The 21,186-nt window shown below is 41.0% G+C and carries 16 protein-coding genes and 2 pseudogenes; 14 read left to right on the top strand and 4 right to left on the bottom strand.

Annotated elements, in window-relative coordinates:
- Positions 1-14: 14 nt before the first annotated feature.
- Positions 15-1,163: a DUF1822 family protein gene (locus V7L05_RS18560; protein WP_335162334.1), complete on the bottom strand. Its 1,149-nt coding sequence runs from the start codon at positions 1,161-1,163 to the stop codon at positions 15-17.
- 204 nt (positions 1,164-1,367) lie between these two features.
- Positions 1,368-2,573 (bottom strand): sigma-70 family RNA polymerase sigma factor, encoded by a 1,206-nt coding sequence (locus V7L05_RS18555; RefSeq protein ID WP_335162332.1) that lies wholly within the window; start codon positions 2,571-2,573, stop codon positions 1,368-1,370.
- A gap of 187 nt (positions 2,574-2,760) precedes the next feature.
- On the opposite strand from V7L05_RS18555, the gene V7L05_RS18550 reads away from it, so the two are divergent.
- The 10 genes and pseudogenes from V7L05_RS18550 to V7L05_RS18505 all read left to right on the top strand — a co-directional run bounded on the left by V7L05_RS18550 (position 2,761) and on the right by V7L05_RS18505 (position 16,093).
- Positions 2,761-3,189, top strand: a complete 429-nt coding sequence (locus V7L05_RS18550) for a hypothetical protein (RefSeq protein WP_335162330.1) — start codon at positions 2,761-2,763, stop codon at positions 3,187-3,189.
- An 808-nt stretch (positions 3,190-3,997) separates the two neighbouring features.
- A complete protein-coding gene (locus tag V7L05_RS18545; protein ID WP_335162328.1) occupies positions 3,998-4,423 on the top strand; it encodes a hypothetical protein in 426 nt (141 codons plus the stop codon).
- Positions 4,424-4,662: 239 nt separating this feature from the next.
- Positions 4,663-4,830, top strand: coding sequence for a cysteine peptidase family C39 domain-containing protein (locus tag V7L05_RS18540; protein ID WP_335162326.1), 168 nt, complete (start codon positions 4,663-4,665; stop codon positions 4,828-4,830).
- A gap of 360 nt (positions 4,831-5,190) precedes the next feature.
- Positions 5,191-5,592, top strand: coding sequence for a hypothetical protein (locus V7L05_RS18535; RefSeq protein ID WP_335162324.1), 402 nt, complete (start codon positions 5,191-5,193; stop codon positions 5,590-5,592).
- Between the two features lie 123 nt (positions 5,593-5,715).
- Positions 5,716-5,814: pseudogene (locus V7L05_RS34780) on the top strand (cysteine peptidase family C39 domain-containing protein); the annotation flags it as partial.
- 438 nt (positions 5,815-6,252) lie between these two features.
- A complete protein-coding gene (locus tag V7L05_RS18525) occupies positions 6,253-6,666 on the top strand; it encodes a hypothetical protein (RefSeq protein ID WP_335162320.1) in 414 nt (137 codons plus the stop codon).
- 129 nt (positions 6,667-6,795) lie between these two features.
- A complete protein-coding gene (locus V7L05_RS18520; protein ID WP_335162318.1) occupies positions 6,796-9,021 on the top strand; it encodes a peptidase domain-containing ABC transporter in 2,226 nt (741 codons plus the stop codon).
- A 53-nt stretch (positions 9,022-9,074) separates the two neighbouring features.
- The gene (locus V7L05_RS18515; protein WP_335162316.1) at positions 9,075-10,577 is read left to right on the top strand and encodes an HlyD family efflux transporter periplasmic adaptor subunit; all 1,503 of its coding nucleotides are present in this window, start codon (positions 9,075-9,077) and stop codon (positions 10,575-10,577) included.
- A gap of 398 nt (positions 10,578-10,975) precedes the next feature.
- On the top strand, positions 10,976-15,082 hold the full coding sequence (locus V7L05_RS18510; protein WP_335162314.1) for a two-partner secretion domain-containing protein: 4,107 nt from the start codon (positions 10,976-10,978) through the stop codon (positions 15,080-15,082).
- A gap of 375 nt (positions 15,083-15,457) precedes the next feature.
- The gene (locus V7L05_RS18505; RefSeq protein ID WP_442937041.1) at positions 15,458-16,093 is read left to right on the top strand and encodes a filamentous hemagglutinin N-terminal domain-containing protein; all 636 of its coding nucleotides are present in this window, start codon (positions 15,458-15,460) and stop codon (positions 16,091-16,093) included.
- A gap of 264 nt (positions 16,094-16,357) precedes the next feature.
- On the opposite strand, the gene V7L05_RS18500 is transcribed toward V7L05_RS18505, so the two are convergent.
- Positions 16,358-16,624, bottom strand: coding sequence for a hypothetical protein (locus tag V7L05_RS18500; protein WP_335162312.1), 267 nt, complete (start codon positions 16,622-16,624; stop codon positions 16,358-16,360).
- 446 nt (positions 16,625-17,070) lie between these two features.
- Here V7L05_RS18500 and gvpA (V7L05_RS18495) point away from each other — a divergent pair, with 446 nt between their 5' ends.
- Both gvpA (V7L05_RS18495) and gvpC (V7L05_RS18490) read left to right on the top strand, forming a co-directional pair.
- The gene (gene gvpA / locus V7L05_RS18495; RefSeq protein WP_334789054.1) at positions 17,071-17,295 is read left to right on the top strand and encodes a gas vesicle structural protein GvpA; all 225 of its coding nucleotides are present in this window, start codon (positions 17,071-17,073) and stop codon (positions 17,293-17,295) included.
- Between the two features lie 186 nt (positions 17,296-17,481).
- Positions 17,482-17,913, top strand: a complete 432-nt coding sequence (gene gvpC, locus V7L05_RS18490) for a gas vesicle protein GvpC (RefSeq protein WP_335162310.1) — start codon at positions 17,482-17,484, stop codon at positions 17,911-17,913.
- A 550-nt stretch (positions 17,914-18,463) separates the two neighbouring features.
- Here the strand turns inward: gvpC (V7L05_RS18490) and V7L05_RS18485 are convergent.
- Positions 18,464-19,053 (bottom strand): annotated as a pseudogene (locus V7L05_RS18485) (IS4 family transposase); the annotation flags it as partial.
- Positions 19,054-20,409: 1,356 nt separating this feature from the next.
- On the opposite strand from V7L05_RS18485, the gene gvpA (V7L05_RS18480) reads away from it, so the two are divergent.
- Together gvpA (V7L05_RS18480) and gvpC (V7L05_RS18475) are read left to right on the top strand one after the other, a co-directional pair.
- Positions 20,410-20,634 carry a gas vesicle structural protein GvpA gene (gene gvpA / locus V7L05_RS18480; RefSeq protein ID WP_334789054.1) on the top strand — a complete coding sequence of 75 codons (225 nt, stop codon included), beginning with the start codon at positions 20,410-20,412 and terminating at the stop codon, positions 20,632-20,634.
- A gap of 210 nt (positions 20,635-20,844) precedes the next feature.
- The coding region (gene gvpC / locus V7L05_RS18475; protein WP_335166134.1) for a gas vesicle protein GvpC at positions 20,845-21,186 on the top strand (342 nt) is incomplete at its 3' end.

Raw genomic sequence — 21,186 nt, 5'->3', positions numbered from 1 at the left:
ACTAGAAAGTCCGATTAAAACCGCAAAATCTCTCGGTCATAATCTTCAGGTGCGGGTTCTATTTCCCAAACTAATCCCTCTCCTAGTTCCAAAATTACTTCCAAATACAACATATCTACAGGAGTTGTTGCTGCATCTTCATTATTCTCAAAAGCTTGTAAGTCTTCCGTTAGTAGCCGAAGCTTAAACCCAGCAGGAATTTGACCACTAGGAGTTGCACTTCGCAATTCAAAGCGCCAAACATATTCCTCAGAAGCGCTTTTTGGGAAAATACGTAACTCGTATGTATGCTCTGCAACTATTATTTGCCGAGACAAGCCTAAGAATGGTTCTGCACTCCGCATTCCTGTAGACACGACGAATTCTCTTTTTTCCCATCCCCACTGTTGAGCTAAATTGCCTACTCCTGTCTGCAACCATTGCGGAATTGACCACTGGATGAGTAAACCCTGACGCAGTTCATACAATTTTTTACGCCAACCGCTATGTGCCAGGAGCGCACCCCATAGTGAAAAGGGAACTGCCAAACGCGGGAATTTCACATTGGGATTACCCAACCTTTCTAAGAGGTTTTCTGCCTGGGTTTTGGCAATCGGAGTTAAAGGTGTAATCTCGGCGCGTAAGGCTTCTGGATCATTAAGTTGGCGTGTAACCCATAACACATTGATATCTGCAATTAAATCTTCAGTTTCCAAGCTGTAAGTACGATCGCCAGCATCATAAACCCCTTTTGTTTTCAGAATTTGATGGGTTGTGTAGCCAAAAATCTTCATCCAGCCATCATCGGGATTGACCTGTACTGCTATGTAGTAGTCAGCAACCCACTCTGGTATATCTACCCATTCTTGCGGTACGCGCAACTCATCGTCATCTATAGCGAGGGTGGGAATTAATACAAGGCGATCGCAATCAAAATTAATAGCTGTACCATTGACTACTTCCCAAAAACTCGGTAATGCCGCACTGTTGGGATAAACCCTGGCGGTGGGAGCAATTTCCTGTTTGAACCAAGGCAAAAATGCTTGCAAGCAAATTTGATTTATCCACCCACGTTGACAAGCACCAGCTGTTGAGTATGGTTGTTCTTGCTCCTCTGGAGATTGGGGAATTTCTAAATATAACTGCCGTGAGTCAATAATGAATGGGGGAGGTGCGTTAAACATAATTTTAGAATGGCTCCATATTAAAAATGAATGGGAAATAGGGATTTTTTCGCCCACCCTACTCTACGAGACGCTACGCGTAGCAAGATCCCGTTCGCCTCTGGAGTCCCGTAGGGAAGGGTACGGCAGAGCTACGGGCATCGCAAGGGGCGAGGCTTAAAACCAAGTTTTCTATCTCTAGTTTTCTCTTCTGTTCCCCACTCCCTACTCCCTACTCCCTACTCCCGCCCCGAAGGTATGGCTATATTGGACTTTGAGCCATTCCTCTAAGCTTGTGTTTATAGCATCTATTACGTCGGATTTATGAGAAATATGCAAGGTGTTTTGACTCCACTGCGTTAAAGTCAGCAGCAATGACTTTTTAATGCTGCTAAGGCGACGGGAAACAGTATATTGCTTAATTTCTAACTGTGCAGCAACTTCTGTTTGAGTCAGCTGCTGACCGTAGTAAGCTTGTAGTAGTTGTTGTGACTTTGCATCCATTGCAGCGATCGCTTGCTGCAAAACTTGGTTTAACTGAGCTTGCTGATTTCGTGCATTCGCAGCTTCTTCCTGCTCAATAATTTCCGTTAGTAAAGATGTTTGCAAATTTGCAGGCAATATCTCTAATAAATTACCATCATCTTCTTTGAGGGGAGCGTCTGCGGAAACAATCTTAGGATAGAGGAAGGTACGAGCAGCTTTAGCAGAAGATAATACCCAGCTTTCTATGGTTTGCTGGTTGACTGCGGCAGTGGGTGAACTCAATCGGCTTAAACGTTCTGTATTATAAAGATTAGTAATAGCCTCCCAAGTCAGAGCATCTGGTTTGGTAAGCTGGCGAATTTTTGTATTGTCACCTGTGTAGAGTTCCTTAAAGCATTCCCAGGCTAAAAGATAACTCTCGATGCTTTGAGCGTTAAATCCGGCATTTTGTAATGACTGCACTAGTCGTTTGCGGCTGAGTTTATGTAATAATGCCCAGTCTGAGCAAATGTTTGCTTCCCGACGTAAGCGGAGTACATCCTTGAGAATCGATTCAAAAGCTAATTCTGCATAGGCTTTTAAATGTGAACTGTATTGAGGATTGAAAGTTTTGAGGATTTTGTTAATATGAGCGATCGCCATCTGAAAACAGTCTGCTAGAGACGATTGTGTGGCAAAGTTGAGGGCGAATTTTCTTGCAGTCCAATAGCACACCTCTTGTAAATAAGCAGAAAGATGTGCGATCGCCACAGTACTAGATTCATTATGCCAAACTTTATACCAGTAAACAGCCCAAAAGGTATCTGATTTCTCAGTTGACGACTCCTCCAGGCAAACTTTCATACTGCGTCGCAGTTTGGCATCTTTTGCCCAACCACTAAATTGGTCTGCCTCAAATTGCACAAATGTAGAAAAGATTTCAACAATGCCCTGTCGGGGTTGCATGGAATATTTGCCGTTGTTTGAAGATAGCTAATCTCAATTATACAGCGATACAGCCAAAAGCTAATTCCTTACTGCATAAGGATTTTACAGATTTTTCCCAACTTTTCTATTCTCAATGCATAAAAACTAAAAGTAATCGTAAAGAGTGATATGCAAAGAAGTTCATTTAGTAAGTATCACAAAAAAGATGGATCCTTTACTACCAAACGTACAGCTGGATACAGGTACTATCAGTTTTAATAATGGAGTTCCAGTAGGAGGCTATGCTCACCTGAGTTTGTTTCCAGATGGAAGTTATAGCTTTACAGGTCATTTCCATGATAGTGGCGCTACTAGCTATAATACATCACTTGTTTTTGCACTTAAAGATGACTTAGATGGTTCAGTTTTTACGTTCTCGCATACGGGGCGAACTCATGGCACTTTTGAGGCTGGTTCTAGAAATGATGATTGGGGTGTATCCGGTACTAATCCAGCGCTAGCTGCTGCTTGGGGCGGAATATCGAGTAACTACAATTGGTCTTGGAATGCTGGGGCAAATCTCGATTTAACGAGTATATTTGATGGAGCAATTAAGGCAGTAGGTTTCGCTGGAGCGGTAATTGCTATTGTTTGATATATATAGCAATCCTAAATCATTCGTGAGAAAGAAAATCGCTGAAATACTTATAGATACGAACTTTCTGGCTACGTATTTTCTCACGTTTCAATTGCGATTGCTATAGCTGTTTTTCAGGACTTACGCAACTGTCATTAGTGACTAAGCTTTTGGGCGATCCATATTTTTCAAATTGGTAGAACTTTCCAGAAATAGCCCAATACTCACAAGTCTAGGTTTAACAAACTAAATATCATCTCTAGTCGGGGAGAAAACCCCGACTTCTTTTTTTCCCTTACCATTCGTCTTGAAAATGAAATACCAAATAGTTCTACAACACAGTGAAAAAGACTGTGTGCAGCGTTCCTAGCAACCATTGCCAAACACCACGGACGCACCTTTACCCTCAAATTGTACAAAGGTAGAAAGATTTCAACAATGCCCTGTCGGGGTTGCATGGAATATTTGCCGTTGTTTGAACCATAGCTGCTCTCAATTATACAGCCATACAGCCAAAAGCTAATTCTTTGCTGCGTAAGGATTTTACAGATTTTTCAAAAATTTTTCTGATCCAAGTGCATAAAAACTAAAAGCCGTCGTAAAAAGTGATATGCAGAGAGATTCACCAAGTAAGCACTACAAAAAATGTGCAAATAAGGTGAATTAAAATTTATCCACTTCTCTCTGTTTGGTGACTTTTTAATTGAAATTAAAACTTAATTACAGAGTCATTGAGCCAACTTTGATTTTGAACCTCGAAGTAACAAATCTATCTGGAAAAATTCCTTCAGGAAATTCCAGTCAATTACAATCAAGGAGAAAAACAATGTCAAATATCGACAATATCACTTCTAACAATTCTGTTGTTGCTCAAGAACAACTGTTCACCGAATTAACTCTCGATGAAGGAGCAATGATTGAGGGAGGACAGTTTACAGTTTTAATTAGAGATGTCGGTCCAGCTAAGGCCAGCGTGCCTCCCCAAGGAGGTTTCCATGCTCTGGCCCTTACAGCCAACCCGACAGATCTTCAAATAACAAATGGCACTAACTACAATTTGTCCTATGACTTAGCCTTTGATGCTTCTAATGCTGGCAGTAATCTTTCCATTGCACCAGGGCAAGTTTCAGATTTTCTAGGTCGAGATCCAATAGCTACAGCAAGTTGGGATCTTGATCTACTGACGCCAGGGGTACAAAATAGGACTCAGGATCTAGCACCAGGAAGGAGATATGAATTTTACGAAGTCTAACTGAACTGGTTGTCTGACATCCTAAAGAGTCCCTACTCAGTCAGACCTAATAGTAAAGAGTGGGGTGAATCGCAGATCGGTGCGTCTTGAGGGACTGCCAAGCGATCGCTCTTACCAACTACTTTTTACTTTTGACTACACCCCCAAGCAGTCAAACGTCTGAATGGAAAAACTAAACACTGAATACAGTCGGGTCACAAGACCCGATTGTATTTTCTCGCCAATCATCACACCAGAAGATGAAATACCAGATAGTCCTCCAACACAGTGAAGAAGACTGCGGGGCAGCGTCCCTAGCAACCATTGCCAAACACCACGGACGCACCTTTACCCTCAAATTGCACAAAGGTAGAAAAGATTTCAACAATGCCCTGTCGGGGTTGCATGGAATATTTGCCGTTGTTTGAACCATAGCTGCTCTCAATTATACAGCCAAAAGCTAAATCCTTACTGCATAAGGATTTTACAGATTTTTCAAAATTTTTCTGATCCAAGTGCATAAAAACTAAAAGCCGTCGTAAAGAGTGATATGCAGAGAGATTCACCTACTAAGTACTAAAAAAAGGTGCAAACAAGGTGAATTAAACTTTATCGAGTTATCTCTGTATGGGGCATTTAATTAGTGCCTAATTGGTGAATTTTACTTGGAATTAAAACTTAATTCCAGAGTGATTGAGCCAACTTTGATTTTGAACCTCGAAGTAACAAATCTATCTGGAAAAATTCCTTCAGGAAATTCCAGTCAATTACAATCAAGGAGAAAAACAATGTCAAATATCGACAATATCACTTCTAACAATTCTGTTGTTGGTCAAGAACAACTGTTCACCGAATTAACTCTCGAAGAAGGAGCAGTGATCGAAGGTGGTCTTACCTACGATCTCAGTAATAAATTGACTACTCCCGTCAACTACAATATTGACGGAGTAAGTGACGTTTTGAACCCTGGCGGTGATAAGCTATATACTTCCTCTACACCACCAATTGTTAACTTCGACTCACAGATTGGATCTGGCTATGTTCCAGTTAGCCAAACACTAGTTCCAGATCCAGGAAAAAATGTTTTTGATGTTGCTCCCGGCAATACTTTAGTCTTAACTCAATCTAGTATTTTTGGTGGTCCTCCGGTTGGAAATGATCAGGGAGCTTTCCTCGCAGGCAAAGTGTAATGACATTTTACTGCCTCAGCCAAGCAGTGAAAGGTCGAATATGACAAGCTAAATGCTCAATCAAGTCGGGTCAAATGACCCGACTGTATTTTTTCACTCAGTATTAATTAATTGCACCTGAAAATGAAATACCAAATAGTCCTTCAACACAGTGAAGAAGACTGTGGTGCAGCAAGTCTAGCCACCATTGCCAAACACTACGGACGCACATTTACCCTCAAATTGCACAAAGGTAGAAAAGATTTCAACAATGCCATGTCGGGGTTGCATGGAATACTTGCCGTTGTTTGAAGATAGCTGATTTCGATTATACAGCGATACAGCCAAAAGCTAATTCCTTGCTGTATAAGGATTTTACAGATTTTTCAAAAATTTTTCTGATCCAAGTGCATAAAAACTAAAAGCCGTCGTAAAGAGTGATATGCAGAGAGATTCACCTACTAAGTACTAAAAAAGGTGCAAACAAGGTGAATTAAACTTTATCGAGTTATCTCTGTATGGGGCATTTAATTAGTGCCTAATTGGTGACTTTTACTTGGAATTAAAACTTAATTCCAGAGTCATTGAGCCAACTTTGATTTTGAACCTCGAAGTAACAAGTTTATCTGGTAAAAATTTATTTACATAACTTCCAGTCAATTACAATCAAGGAGAAAAAGAATGTCAAATATCGACAAGATCACTTCTACTTCTAACTATTCTGTTGTTGATCAAGAACAACTGTTCACCGAATTAACTCTCGAAGAAGGAGCCGTGATCGAAGGTGGTTTTACCTACGATCTCAGCAATAATTCGGGTATTGGCATCAACTACAATATTAACGGAAAAAGTGCCTTTTTGAAGCCTGGTGATCAAAAGCAATATTTTTACTGTACAGCACCAACTGTTAGCTTCGACTCACAGATTGGACCTGGCTATGTTCTAGTTTTCCAACAACTAGTTTCAGATCCAGGACAAAATGTTTTTGATGTTGTAAATGGCAATACTTTAGTCTTAACTCAATCTAGTATTTTTGGTGGTCCTCCGGTTTCACCTCCGGCTTCAATTGATCGGATTGTCCACCCCCTATTCTAAGCGCAATGACTTTTTACTGCCTCAGCCAAGCAGTCAAAAGTCGAATATGACAAGCTAAATGCTCAATCAAGTCGGGTCAAATGACCAGACTGTATTTTTTCACTCAGTATTAATTAATTGCACCTGAAAATGAAATACCAAATAGTCCTTCAACACAGTGAAGAAGACTGTGGTGCAGCAAGTCTAGCCACCATTGCCAAACACTACGGGCGCACATTTACCCTCAACCGTGTCCGGGAAGCCGTAGGCACTGGTTCCAGAGGAACATCCTTGCTGGGATTGAAGCGAGGAGCGGAAGTACTAGGATTCAATGCTCGCCAAGTTAAAGCCACTCCCCAACTAATCGACCAATTACACCAAATATCCCTACCAGTCATTATTCACTGGAAGGGCTACCACTGGGTAGTTTTATACGGGCAAAAAGGTAAGAAATATGTCATCGCTGACCCTGGTATTGGTATCCGTTATCTTACCCGCCAGGAGTTAGTTGCAGGTTGGGGTAATGGCGTGATGTTACTGCTAACTCCTGATGAAAGCCGCTTTTATCAACAAGAGTCAGATAAAATTGGCGGTCTTGGGCGTTATATGCAACGGGTTTGGCCCTATCGCTTTATTCTCGCTCAAGCGATCGCGATTAACATCGCTATTGGACTGCTTTCTTTAGCATCTCCCTTCATGATGCAACTGCTCACCGATGATGTGTTAGTACGAGGTGATACCCAACTACTAACTACTGTGGCAATTGGCGTTATTACCATGAACTTAATTAGAAGCGCCATTAGTTTAGTACAATCTCATCTCATCGGTCACTTTGGTCAAAAATTGCAATTAGGACTAATCCTCGAATACGGACGCAAACTCTTACATTTACCCCTCTCCTACTTTGAAGGACGACGCAGTGGGGAAGTTGTCAGCCGCATTTCTGATGTTAAGTCCATCAATAACTTAGTTTCCCAAATTGTCCTCGGATTACCCAGTCAATTTTTTATCGCTGTAATTTCCTTGGGCATTATGCTCTTTTACAGTTGGGAACTAACTCTAGCTTCCATAGTTGCATTTATTATTGTCACGGCTGTTAACTTGCTTTTCTTACCAGCAATGCGCCAGAAAACCCGCAATATGATTGTTTCTGGTACAGAAAACCAAGGCTTTTTGGTGGAAACATTTCGCGGTGTCCAAGTATTAAAAACTACCCAAGCCACTCCCCAAGCTTGGGAAGAATACCAAGGGAATTATGGTCGTCTTGCCAACTTGGGCTGGAGTGTGATGAAACTGGGACTTTACAGCAGTACAATTACTGGCGTTCTTTCCACTTTCATTAGTATTGGCATCCTCTGGATGGGTAGCTATTTAGTCATTAATCGCACCTTAACAATCGGTCAATTGATGGCATATAACGGCATGAGTGGCAATTTTCTGGGCTTCCTAAGTGCTGCGATCGGCTTAGTAGATCAGTTTATCACTGCTCAGATAGTCATTCAACGGATGACAGAAGTTATTGATGCTACCCCAGAAGACGAAAATGATTTTAAAAAGCCTTGGGCACAAATTCCTGGTAATGCAGATATTACTTGCACTGAACTTAACTTTCATCACGCAGGTAGAGTTGACCTACTAGAAGATTTTTCCTTAACTATTCCTGGCGGTCAAGTCATTGCTTTAATTGGTAAATCTGGCTGTGGTAAAAGTACCCTGGCGAAATTGATTACTGGTTTATATAAACTTCAGTCTGGCAATATTCGTTATGGTTTCTATAATCAGCAAGACCTGTCTTTAGAATGTTTGCGACAACAGGTAGTATTAGTTCCTCAAGAACCCCACTTCTGGAGTCGTTCTATTATTGATAACTTCCACTTTAGCTATCCTCACATCAGTTTTGAAGAAATTGTCAGAGCTTGTCAAATTGCTGGTGCAGATGAATTTATTAGCAAACTACCCGATAAATATCAAACTGTCTTAGGAGAATTTGGTGCAAATCTTTCCGGTGGACAACGCCAAAGATTAGCGATCGCCAGAGCAATAGTTACTGAGCCACCGATCTTAATTTTAGATGAATCCACGGGCGCACTCGACCCTGTAAGCGAAAGACAAGTACTAGATAGACTTTTATCCCATCGTCATAATAAAACGACCATTCTGATTAGTCACCGTCCCAAGGTCATACAAAGAGCAGATTTAATTGTACTTTTAGAACAAGGACGCTTAAAAATCCAAGGGACACCAGAAGAATTGCGGAAATTACCTGGTGAACATTTAGACTTCCTAGATGATATTTTCCCCTCTCAGGATGCGTTAGCGCTGACATATTCACCCGCTCACCGTAACGGCAAGTCTGCGATAATTCGTAATTCGTAATTTTCTTGATTCTGATTTATGACTCCTGAATTCTTCTTCAATCATATTACATCATGGTTAGCAATACAGATTTTCTACCCCCAATTCAAACTAATGAATTTCTTCCACCAATTAATCGTTGGACAACCTTTGGCGGAATGTTTATTCTCTGCGTTCTAGGACTAGCTGTTCCAATCGCTGCTGTTACTAAATATAAAGTCACCGTCCAAGGACAGGCGGTTGTGCGTCCGGCGGGTGAATTGCGAATTGTGCAAGCGGCGATTGAAGGTCAAGTAATGCACATTTATGTCAAAGAAAATCAAGTTATCAAAAAAGGAGATGCGATCGCAACTATCGACGACTCCCGTCTGCAAACCAAAAATAGCCAATTGCAAACTAGTATTCAACAATCTAAGTTACAACTAGTGCAAATCAATGCCCAGATTAATGCCCTCAACAGCCAGATTCGAGCCGAAACTGACCGCGTAAACCGGATTATTACTGGCGCCCAAGCCGAATTGAGCGGTCGCCGTCGGGAATATCGAGATAAAAATCTTACCACTGTTTCCGAAGTGCAAGAAGCTGATGCCAACGTCAGAATTGCTGAATCAGAATTGCAGGCTGGGAAAGCACAGTTAAAAACAGCACAAGCGAATCTTCACGCTACTGAAGCTGCTTTGGGTGCAGCCCAGTCAAAACAGAACCGATATGAGAGTGCAGCTGCCCTTGGGGCGCTATCTAAGGATCAATTGGAAGAAGCACAATTAGCTGCAAAACAGCAAGAGCAAGCGGTAAAGGCGCAAGAAGCAGCAGTGGAGGCGCAAACAGAAACAATTCAACGGTTACAACAAGCTATATCTGCTGCCATTGCGAGAAGACAACGCACCCAAGCATCCGTAAATCCAAGTAATGCAGAAGTAACTGTTGCTACTGAGCGCATCGCTCAAGAAAAAGCTGGAGGAGAAAGCAATAAGGCGACTTCAGAAAAGGAACGTCAAGCCCTAATTAAGCAACGGATTGAAATTGAGAAGCAGCTAGAGCGTGATACTAGCGAACTCAAACAAGGGAAAATAGATTTAGCTCAAACCGCGATCGCAGCTACCGCCGATGGGATAATATCTCAACTAAATTTGCGAAACCCAGGTCAAACTGTGCGTGCTGGCGAAGAAGTGGTGCAAATTGTCCCCACTGATGCGCCTCAAGTTTTGAAAGCATTAGTGGCATCTGAAAATCAAAGTAAGTTAAAAATTGGTCAAAAAGTTCAAATGCGGGTGAGCGCTTGTCCTTACCCAGATTATGGTACTCTTAATGGAAAAGTGCAGGCGATTTCTCCAGATGCGATCGCTCCCCAAAAGAATAATAGCAATTCATCTACTGACACATCTGTTAGTCGGCAAGCACCAACGGCTGGTGCTTTCTATGAAGTGACTATTGAACCGGAAACTCTGGTTTTAGGCAAAGGTAAAAACCAGTGTCACATTCAATTGGGCATGGAGGGTAGGGTTGATATTATTTCCCGTGAAGAAACGGTGCTGCAATTCTTTCTCCGTAAGGCGAGGTTGATGAGTGATTTGTAACTTTTTCTTTTGGGAAGCATTACCTAATGTAAAGTTTTAGAAACTTTACTATCATCTAGTTAAAATATCTGCTGAAATTAATTGTAGAAAAATTTATCAATATAGCGTATAGCGTTTCCTAATCACATGAAGTCCATCATAGTCCCCTCTCGAAGAGCGGGGAGGGGGTTGGGGGTGGGGTTCTTGTATCTCATTCAAGCGAGAAACGCTACAGCGGTTCTCGTTTGTATTAAATACACTCTGACCTCTCTCCTAAAAGGAGAGAGGCTTTGAATCTTACTCCCCTTCCCTTGTAGGGAAGGGGCTGGGGGTTAGGTCTGTATTGAACTCAACCCGAAGCGCTATAGATTGATTGCATATTCACAGGTAGGAAATGAGCAAGTGAGGCTGATTCTGATATGGCAATCTGTGGATATAGGAATTGGCGCTCAGATTTCTTAGGAGTTGTTAGCATTATTGGAGTGCTTACTCATGTCATATTTGGTTCCGAAAATCACGCCTTAGCCCAGATTATCCCTGATGGAACTTTGGGTAATAACTCTTCAAGAATCACTCCTAATGTCAATATTAAAGGTAGTGCTGGTGACCGGATTGATGGCGGAGCAATTCGCGGTGCAAACCTGTTCCAGAGTTTCCAGGAATTCAATGTGGGGGAGTTGCAGCGTGTTTATTTTGCCAATCCCACAGGAATCTCCAATATTCTCACACGAGTGACGGGGAGCAATGTCTCGAATATTCTCGGCACTTTGGGGGTAGATGGTGGTGCAAATTTGTTTTTTCTCAATCCCAATGGCATCATTTTTGGACAGAATGCGCGTTTGGATGTGAGCGGTTCCTTTATAGCGACTACGGCGAACTCATTTGTGTTTGGTAATGGGTTGGAATTTAGTGCAACTAATCCTCAGACTCCTTCTGCATTACTAACAGTTAATCCTTCGGCGTTGTTTTTTAATCAAATAGAGGCTGGTAGCATTGAAAACAGGTCAATTGCACCAGCAGGAATAGACCCAACAGGTTTCCCATTAATTGGTTTAGGAGTACCTGATGGTAAAAGTTTGCTGCTAGTGGGCGGTAATGTCAGCATGGATGGCGGCCAGTTAAATACTTATGGTGGGAGAGTTGAATTAGGGGGGTTAGCAGCACCGGGAAATGTCAATCTTCTTTTTAATAATAGGGATAATCTCAGTTTGAAATTTCCTCTTAATGTGACTCGTGCTGATATATCGCTTACCAATCAAGCGGCTGTATTTGTGACTGGGGCTGGTAGCGGTGATATTGCAATTAATGCCCGTAATTTAGAGATATTAGGAGGAAGTATCCTTTCTGCTGGTATTGGGCAAGGTTTGGGTACACCTGAAAGTGTTGCTGAGGATATTACACTTAATGCTACCGGGGAAATCAAAATTGCAGGTTCTGGGAGCATAATTCGCAATTTAGTGCGCTTGGGATCAAAAGGCAATGGAGGTAACATAACCATCGATTCTGGTGACTTCTCATTACAAGATGGCGCTGAACTTCAAACATCAACTTATGGACAGGGGAATGCGGGGAATGTGACAGTGAGTGCAAAAAATGCTGTTTCCCTTGCAGGTAACGCTTACATCCTCAGCACAGTGGAAGCAGGAGGTGTAGGTAAGGGTGGCAATATCGACATCAATGCAGCAAACATGTCACTCACTGATGGCGCTGAACTGGAAACCATTACTAGTGGTGCATCTGATACCCAACCAGCAGGAAGAGGGGATGCAGGTAATGTCAATGTGAAAGTTACAGGTGCTGTTGATATTGCTGGGGAGAAAAACGATTTTCCCAGTGGGATTTTCAGCAGTGTGGAAACGGGAGCAGTTGGGAATGGGGGTAACATTACCATCGATTCTGGTGACTTATCATTACGAGATGGCGCTTTACTTGAAGCCTCAACTTTGGGACAGGGGAATGCGGGGAATGTGACAGTGAGTGCAAAAAATGCTGTTTCCCTTGCAGATGCTTACATCTTAAGTACGGTAGAAGCAGGAGGCGTGGGTAAGGGTGGCAATCTCGACATCAATACAGCAAACCTGTCACTCACTGATAGCGCTCAACTGCGAACTGCTACTGATGCTGCATCTGATACCCAACCAGCAGGAAGAGGGGATGCAGGCAATGTCAATGTGAAAGTCACAGGTGTGGTTGATATTGCTGGGGAGAAAAACGGTTTTCTCAGTGGGATTTTAAGCTATGTGGACACGGGAACAGTTGGCAATGGGGGTAACATTTTTATCGATTCTGGTGACTTATCATTACAAGATGGCGCTCAACTTGAAGCCTCAACTTTGGGACAGGGGAATGCGGGGAATGTGACAGTGAGTGCAAAAAATGCTGTTTCCCTTGCAGATGCTGGCATCTTAAGTACGGTGGAAGCAGGAGGTGTGGGTAAGGGTGGCAATATCGACATCAATGCAGCAACCCTGTCACTCACTGATAGCGCTCAACTGGAAACCTTTATTCGTCGTGCATCTGCTACCCAACCAGCAGGAAGAGGGGATGCGGGGAATGTGAATGTGAAAGTCACAGGTGCTGTTGATATTGCTGGGGAGAAAAACAATTTTCCCAGTGGGATTCGCAGCAATGTGGAGACGGGGACTGTTGGGAATGGGGGTAACATTTTTATCGATTCTGGTGACTTCTCATTACAAGATGACGCTCAACTTGCTGCATCGGCTTCTGGACAGGGGAATGCGGGGAATGTGACAGTGAGTGCAAAAAATGCTGTTTCCCTTGCAGGTAACGCTGGCATCCTCAGCACCCTGGATGCAGGAGGCGTAGGTAAAGGTGGCAATATCGACATCAATGCTACTTCTCTGTCAATCACTGATGGCGCTCAACTGCTAACCATTACTCGTGGAGCATCTGCTACCCAGCCAGCAGGAAGAGGGGATGCGGGGAATGTGAATGTGAACGTTACAGGTGCTGTTGATATTGCTGGGGAGAAAAACGGTTTTCTCAGTGGGATTTTCAGTGCCGTAGCCACAGGAGCAGTTGGGAATGGGGGTAACATTTTTATCGATTCTGGTGACTTCTCATTACAAGATGACGCTCAACTTGAAGCCTCAACTTATGGACAGGGGAATGCGGGGAATGTGACAGTGAGTGCAAAAGATGCTGTTTCCCTTGCAGGTAACGCTGACATTTTAAGTGCGGTAGAAGCAGGAGGCGTGGGTAAAGGTGGCAATATCGACATCAATGCTACTTCCCTGTCACTTACTGATGGCGCTCAACTTCTTGCCTCAACTTTAGGACAGGGGAATGCGGGGAATATTGGCATCAATGCAAAAGATGCAGTAACTGTTTCTGGAACTAATCAAGAAACAGGATTTTCTAGTGGTTTATTCACATCTACTGATTCTACTTCCACTGGCATTGGTGGTGATATCACCGTAAACACCAATATATTTCGCGTATCAGACGGCGCTTTACTAAATGCAGATTCCGCAAATAATCAAAAAGGTGGCGATATTACGGTAAATGCAAATATCTTTGAAGCACTCAACGGCGGACAACTCACTACCACTACCTCAAGCAATGGAGGTGCAGGTAAAATAACTGTCAACGCTGATGATAAAGTAATAATTAGTGGTATTGACCCTAGTTACAATAACAGAAGTACTAACTTTCCTGACAACGTGGTAAATATCGGTGCTAACAGTGGCTTATTTGTCAGTTCTACTGGTTCAGGAATCACAGGCGATATCGAAGTCAACTCACCCCAAATTACCTTAGATAACCAAGGCAAACTCAACGCTGAATCTGCATCCGGTAACGGTGGTAATATCAACGCCAACAGCGACTTACTCTTACTCCGTCATGGCGCTCAAATTTCCACCAACGCAGGTACAGCCGAAAAAGGTGGCGATGGCGGTAGCATCCATATCAACTCAAAATTTATCGTTGCAGTTCCCAACGAAAACAGCGATATCAGCGCTAACGCCTTCACAGGGATTGGTGGTAAAGTTGACATTACATCAGACGGGCTTTTCGGTATTGTTCCGCAAAAAAGTCCAACCGGAAAGAGCGACATTACAGCGAGTTCCGAATTGGGAATAAATGGTACAGTAACCATTAACACCCCTGATGTAGACCCAAGTCGTGGCTTAATTCAACTACACTCTAACGTCGTGGATGCATCCCAACAAATCGCCCAAGGTTGCACACCCAGAAGAGGACAAAACGCCAGTCGTTTTATTGCTACAGGACGCGGTGGATTACCCCAAAGTCCTAACGAGCCTCTGCGGGGACGAGCTGTGATTACAGGTTGGGTAGATTTACCCCCACAAGCAACAGAAAGAGTAACCGATAAATTAGCTGTGGAAATTACAGATAAAAAACCTATTGTATCTATTACCAAATCTACTAATCAGATTGTGGAAGCTCAAGGATGGATTGTCGATGCTAACGGTGATATTATCCTTGTGGCTCAATCTGGGCAAAGTTCTTCTATTCTCTCTGCCATATCCTGTAGTCAATAATTTGTTACCCAAAGAGTAGGGGGAGGAATTTCTATGAAACCGAAGAGTCATAAAAACAATCAGTGGCAACGAGGGTAGGGCTGATATTATTTACCATGAAGAAACGCTGCTGCAATTCTTTCTCTATAAGGCAAGGTTGATTACTGATTAGTAACTTCTTCTTTTGGGAAGTATTACTTAACGTTAAGTTTTAAAAATTTCACTCTCTTCTAGTCAAAATATCTGCTGAAATTAATGGCATAAATAAAAATTTATCAATAGATTGATTGCATATTCACAGGTAGGAAATGAGCAAGCGAGGCTGGTTCTGATATCGCAATCTGTGAAGATAGGAATTGGCGCTCAGGTTTATTAGAAGTTTTTAGTATTATTGGAGTGCTTGCTCATGTCATATTTGGTTCTGACACTCATGCCTTAGCCCAGATTACCCCTGATGGAACATTGGGCGATCGCTCTTCAAAAATCACTCCCAATGTCAATATTAAAGGTAGTGTTGGCGATCGCATTGATGGCGGAGCAATTCGCGGTGCAAACCTGTTCCATAGTTTCCAGGAATTCAATGTGGGAGAGTTGCAGCGCATTTACTTTGCCAATCCCACGGGAATCTCCAATATTCTCACACGGGTGACGGGAAGTAACGTCTCCAATATTCTCGGCACTTTGGGGGTGAATGGTGGCGCAAATTTGTTTTTTATCAATCCCAATGGCATCATTTTTGGGAAGAATGCGCGGTTGGATGTGGCGGGTTCATTTGTCGCTAGTACAGCGAATTCATTTGTGTTTGGCAATGGGTTGCAATTTAGTGCAACTAATCTGTTAACGTACTTTTTTCGCTCTAATATTCTCCTAACTTCAGAGCCACTTAAGTTGATTCCTGTTGGATTGGGATCCACGACTGAATTGTTGCACCACCAAATTTTCTTGTTTTGTGGGGGTGCAAAAACGCCGATTATTCATCCGCTTTATTTTGCTTTCATGACTAAGAATAATCTAGTAACTATTTTATCTTGATAGCTACGCTTTTTATTTAATTTTTCTCCCTACCTAAATTTCAATTGATGATGTATCAAAAAAAATGTCTTACATGACCTCATGTAAGACATTTTTTATTGCTTGTGATAAATCCGGGTGAGGAGGGCAAACAGCCGTTCCCCCCTACGATAGAATGATGTTGTGTGGTAATTTTTATTCTGGAAATCACCTAAAATCGTAGATGCGAAAACAACATGATTTTCGACCCTTTTTTATGGTGGGCTGTACTTAGTGCCATTCTACTCAACCTTTTTGAACTCGGTGTTCAAACTCCTCACGGGTTTCTTCAACTATAGCCAGAGAAGATGCATAGATATCTTCATGTTCCTGTTTCAACCAGTTTAAAAGACGAGCCATCTGGGCATTTCTTAAATCTAGGTCGGTCTGAAAAATAATTGAAGTTGCCATCACTTGAGCATATTGAAGTGGATGACCTTGATTTACTAAACTAGCAATTAAGCCTGCTAATGCTTCCTGCCGTATTCGATCAGAAGTAGCTTCTATAGACATGATTTTTGTTCCTAGATAATTCTTGAGAATATCCTATGTTATTTACCAAAGGTTTTAGTAACTGTAATATCACGTAATTTGAAAAGGATGGATAAAAATAGCAGTGTATTTACTTAATAAATTATTTTAAAGTATAGTAAAACATCAAAAAAATATATTTATTTAAATATTTAAAAGTCTAGCAAAAATAAAAAAAATACATTAAATATTACAAAATAAACAGAATCTGATATTAAAGCTTACATTTTTATTTAAGTCCTATATAAAATAAGCATAAGTTCAACATTAAAGCTATCAATTGCTTTTGACTACTTGTTTTTCTGAGATTTTTATACAGATAAACTCTTTACATTTATGAAAACATATGTTTAATTTGATTCAGTAGAGAGCAAAGGCAAATGCCTAGCTAAATACTAAAAACTAACAATGAGTTAAGGTCTAAAATCATGGCAGTCGAAAAAACTAATTCTTCTTCAAGTTTGGCAGAAGTTATTGACCGTATCTTAGATAAAGGTATCGTTATAGATGCTTGGGTACGTGTTTCCCTAGTTGGTATTGAATTACTTGCAATCGAAGCTCGGATTGTTATTGCTTCTGTTGAAACCTACTTGAAATATGCAGAAGCTGTAGGCTTAACACAGTCAGCTGCTGTACCTGCTGTATCTGCTTAATTATTAAGTAGATGCAATCAAATTAGAATTACAACCTAAATAATTCTGATTTGCATTCTGTTTTTTGTCGATTATCTTGATACTTGTCAATCAAGATTTATCAAATGATAAAATCCCAAGAGCAGCTATTATTTAAGCTACATTATCTGGATATTAATTGTCCAGATAATGTAGTTTATTCACGATTTGAATAATATTGCGGAGAATCTCATGACGGCTTTAATGGAAAAAATCCGGCAAGAGCATAAGTCGATAGTTGAGGAAGTATCTCAACTATTTAAAGAGACTCATAAATTTTTGTCCGCTACAACAGCAGACAGACAAGAGAAAGCCAAAAAGCAAGCGCAAGAGCTGCATCAGTTTCACCAAAACCTGGAGCAAACAACCGAGGAATTTCTAGCCGAAACCGCTAAAGAAAGGTTTGCTCAAGCTAAAGTACAAGCAAAGTTTTTGGATGAGTTCTATCAAGAACTTGAGCAAACAACCCACGAGTTTTTAGCAGAAACAGCAAAGGACAGAACTGAGCAAGCCAAAGCACAAAGACAATATCTGCATCAATTTCGTCAAGATTTGTTTGCGAGCATTTTTGGCACATTTAGTCGTCAGTCAACACTCTGACCAAGGGAGTTAATACCCTTTCTCTAAATTACAGTTCATTCTTCTGTGTTCCTGGCCGTACATCCGTAGATTTATTTTAGAGAATTGGTAATCTGTTGGCAATAGCCGAACGTAGTAAAAATATAACCTTCAGCAGGATCAGATATTTTTGGTTCGCTTCCCGAAAATAGACCAAAATGCCTTGTCCAATTCAACCAATGCTTAACATTGCAAAGAATTTCTAAGATACTACGCTCCGGCATCAAAGCACGAATTTTTGATTCTAATTCTTCGACTTCATTCGTTTGGGCTAGGGATGGGATTCTTTTAAGTACAGGTTCTCCGTCTTTATTGATAGTGAATTGTTTATCAACCGCACAAATCTCATCTACAATGTCAGCTACCTGCGCTAATTTATCTTGTAGGTGTTTTTAACAAAGTCATCTGGGTTAGCAGGAAATTCAAGTAAGCGACAGTATTCCTCTGGTAGGGTCGAGGTGAGCATTACTGCTCAACCCCTCCCATTCGGAACCGTGCTTGCGCCTTTCAACGCACACGGCTACTCAATGTATGTCACTATATTTAGGATATTTTCTTCAAGTTTAATATCAGAAGCTTTCGGATTTTCTTCAAACCAAATCTCTACAGGTAGTCTGCTCATTAAATCAATAACTGTACTCATCTTTCCTGCTAATTGTCCTCTTTGAGCCGATTCTAGGCTTTGTAATTTCCTAAACAATGCTTCTAATGTTGAGCCGTCTACTATCCAAATCTTCTCAAATTTTGATAAAGTAAACTGAATGCTTTCTGGCAACGGTCGTTTATTTCTACTATGCGAATCGCTATTCTTAAACTAAGCAATAAATCTTTAAATACTTTTTCAAAAACTGCGGATGGAAATGTCAAAAATCGTTGTGATACCGCTTGTTGACTAACTTTTGTGGGATTACACCACAAAAAACCGTCTCTTGCTAACATTCATGTCAGTTCTCTGACTCCTGCTACATCTCGCCACAGTAGGGTTAACACCGCAGCTATCATCAATGGTAAATTCAGTATCCGTTCTCTGAGTCCTAGTTTGCCGTAGTAATTTTCTTGATTTGTAATGGCTGGTGTCAGTAATCTTTCCAGTTGCTCGGCAATTACTTCATCTTCCACCATTGGTCGTTGTTTCTTTTTCGCGTGGTCTCGATTGGTTTTTCGGCTCTGAGTCATGGCTAGTCACAATCGCTCAATCACTTATCTATGCTGAGTTTTACACGATTTTTGACCAGTGCAAATACCACCCTTGACAATTTCCCCTTTTCCTTAACTTGTCACCAATGGTAGGTTTTGGTGCATAGTCATTTGAGATCCCCCTTAGTCCCCCTTTTTAAGGGGGAAGTGGCCGGTAGCCCCAATAGCCAGTCATTGCTCCCAGCAATATGAGCAATAATACTAACCATAATTCATGTCTTCGTCCCCGGATGTGCCTATCGTCTGGGACTTGCTGTAATTGTTCGACGAGATTCAGACTTGTTAGTTATCCATTTTTCTCCACTCTCTACAAATCATTATTATTTTTCTCTCGTTGTATGAAACCACCCTGCCTTTTTAAGGGAGATTGGGGGGATCGACTCAAAACCTACGCAGTATTGATTAGTCGCTGTAATGTCTTCAACTTTTGAGTCAAATTCTTCGTCTTCAAGGGGGGGGTTAACCAGTAACGACTCTGGTGTGGTTTAAGTTCTGCCTCCTCTAATAATCTTCCAACATGACGGACAGATATCCTTTCAATAATCCCTTGTTATCAGGAGCTTGCCGTAACGCAATGCGGATTTAAGACCCCCGCCACTTTTTGGTGGATTTAAATCAGGTGGGGTTTGAATCCCCATCTGATTTCTCCCCTTGTCTCTTTCCTGACTTTTCACGGGAAGTCCTCAAGCCCCGAAAAAACGTGACTTTTTCCACAGGCTAATTCTCAATAGCTTTAAGTTAATGAAAATAGCTAACAAAAAAATCAGGGCTTGGAAAACCCTAAAAATGGCCTTTTCCACATACCATAAAAAGTCAGGTTTCTTTCTTCAACGAACAGATACTGATTTTTGTCGCAAGATAATTCTTAAAAACATCCTAACTTAATTTTTCAAGATTTTAGTAACTGTAATATCACGTAGTTTTAGAAAAAAGGTGGAAAAATTACAGTGTATTTGCTTACTAAATTATTTGTCCAATCTAAATCAGCATATTAAGTAAAAATAATTTTAAAAAATTACAAATTTTAAAAAATACGTTAAAGATTACAAAACAAACAGAATTAAACATTAAAACTTACATTTCAATTGAAATTTTATATTAAATCAACATGAATTAAACATTAAATCTCTCAATTGTTGTTGATTGACTATCTTTTTGGATTTTTTATACAGATAAACTCTTTACATTTATGAAAACATATGTTTAATTTGATTCAGTAGAGAGCAAAGGCAAATGCCTAGCTAAATACTAAAAACTAACAATGAGTTAAGGTCTAAAATCATGGCAGTCGAAAAAACTAATTCTTCTTCAAGTTTGGCAGAAGTTATTGACCGTATCTTAGATAAAGGTATCGTTATAGATGCTTGGGTACGTGTTTCCCTAGTTGGTATTGAATTACTTGCAATCGAAGCTCGGATTGTTATTGCTTCTGTTGAAACCTACTTGAAATATGCAGAAGCTGTAGGCTTAACACAGTCAGCTGCTGTACCTGCTGTATCTGCTTAATTATTAAGTAGATGCAATCAAATTAGAATTACAACCTAAATAATTCTGATTTGCATTCTGTTTTTTGTCGATTATCTTGATACTTGTCAATCAAGATTTATCAAATGATAAAATCCCAAGAGCAGCTATTGTTTAAACTATATTATCTGGATATTAATTGTCCAGTTAATGTAGTTTATTCACGATTTGAATAATATTGCGGAGAATCTCATGACGGCTTTAATGGAAAAAATCCGGCAAGAGCATAAGTCGATAGCTGAGGAAGTATCCCAACTATTTAGAGAGACTCATGAATTCTTGTCTGCTACAACAGCAAACAGAGAAGAGCAAGCCAAAAAGCAAGCCCAATATCTGCATCAGTTCCACCAAAACCTACAGCAAACAAACCGCGAGTTTCTCACAGAAACTAATAAAGAAAGGCTTGCTCAAGCTCAAGCTCTCCACCAAGAACTTGAGCAAACAAACCGCGAGTTTCTCACAGAAGCTACTAAAGAAAGGTTTGCTCAAGCTCAAGCTCAAGCAAAGTTTTTGCAGGAGTTCTACCAAGAACTT

The sequence above is a fragment of the Nostoc sp. genome (genome assembly GCF_036917755.1).
Classification (GTDB): domain Bacteria; phylum Cyanobacteriota; class Cyanobacteriia; order Cyanobacteriales; family Nostocaceae; genus Nostoc.
The sequence above is the reverse complement of the archived record's forward strand: the minus strand, read 5'-3'. Positions and strand labels throughout refer to the sequence as shown.

What these genes read in the sequence shown, in the direction of transcription:
- V7L05_RS18560 (WP_335162334.1), bottom strand. Translation starts at nt 1,163, where the DNA reads ATGTTTAACGCACCTCCCCCATTCATTATTGACTCACGGCAGTTATAT.
- V7L05_RS18555 (WP_335162332.1), bottom strand. Translation starts at nt 2,573, where the DNA reads ATGCAACCCCGACAGGGCATTGTTGAAATCTTTTCTACATTTGTGCAA.
- V7L05_RS18550 (WP_335162330.1), top strand. Translation starts at nt 2,761, where the DNA reads ATGGATCCTTTACTACCAAACGTACAGCTGGATACAGGTACTATCAGT.
- V7L05_RS18545 (WP_335162328.1), top strand. Translation starts at nt 3,998, where the DNA reads ATGTCAAATATCGACAATATCACTTCTAACAATTCTGTTGTTGCTCAA.
- V7L05_RS18540 (WP_335162326.1), top strand. Translation starts at nt 4,663, where the DNA reads ATGAAATACCAGATAGTCCTCCAACACAGTGAAGAAGACTGCGGGGCA.
- V7L05_RS18535 (WP_335162324.1), top strand. Translation starts at nt 5,191, where the DNA reads ATGTCAAATATCGACAATATCACTTCTAACAATTCTGTTGTTGGTCAA.
- V7L05_RS18525 (WP_335162320.1), top strand. Translation starts at nt 6,253, where the DNA reads ATGTCAAATATCGACAAGATCACTTCTACTTCTAACTATTCTGTTGTT.
- V7L05_RS18520 (WP_335162318.1), top strand. Translation starts at nt 6,796, where the DNA reads ATGAAATACCAAATAGTCCTTCAACACAGTGAAGAAGACTGTGGTGCA.
- V7L05_RS18515 (WP_335162316.1), top strand. Translation starts at nt 9,075, where the DNA reads ATGGTTAGCAATACAGATTTTCTACCCCCAATTCAAACTAATGAATTT.
- V7L05_RS18510 (WP_335162314.1), top strand. Translation starts at nt 10,976, where the DNA reads ATGGCAATCTGTGGATATAGGAATTGGCGCTCAGATTTCTTAGGAGTT.
- V7L05_RS18500 (WP_335162312.1), bottom strand. Translation starts at nt 16,624, where the DNA reads ATGTCTATAGAAGCTACTTCTGATCGAATACGGCAGGAAGCATTAGCA.
- gvpA (WP_334789054.1), top strand. Translation starts at nt 17,071, where the DNA reads ATGGCAGTCGAAAAAACTAATTCTTCTTCAAGTTTGGCAGAAGTTATT.
- gvpA (WP_334789054.1), top strand. Translation starts at nt 20,410, where the DNA reads ATGGCAGTCGAAAAAACTAATTCTTCTTCAAGTTTGGCAGAAGTTATT.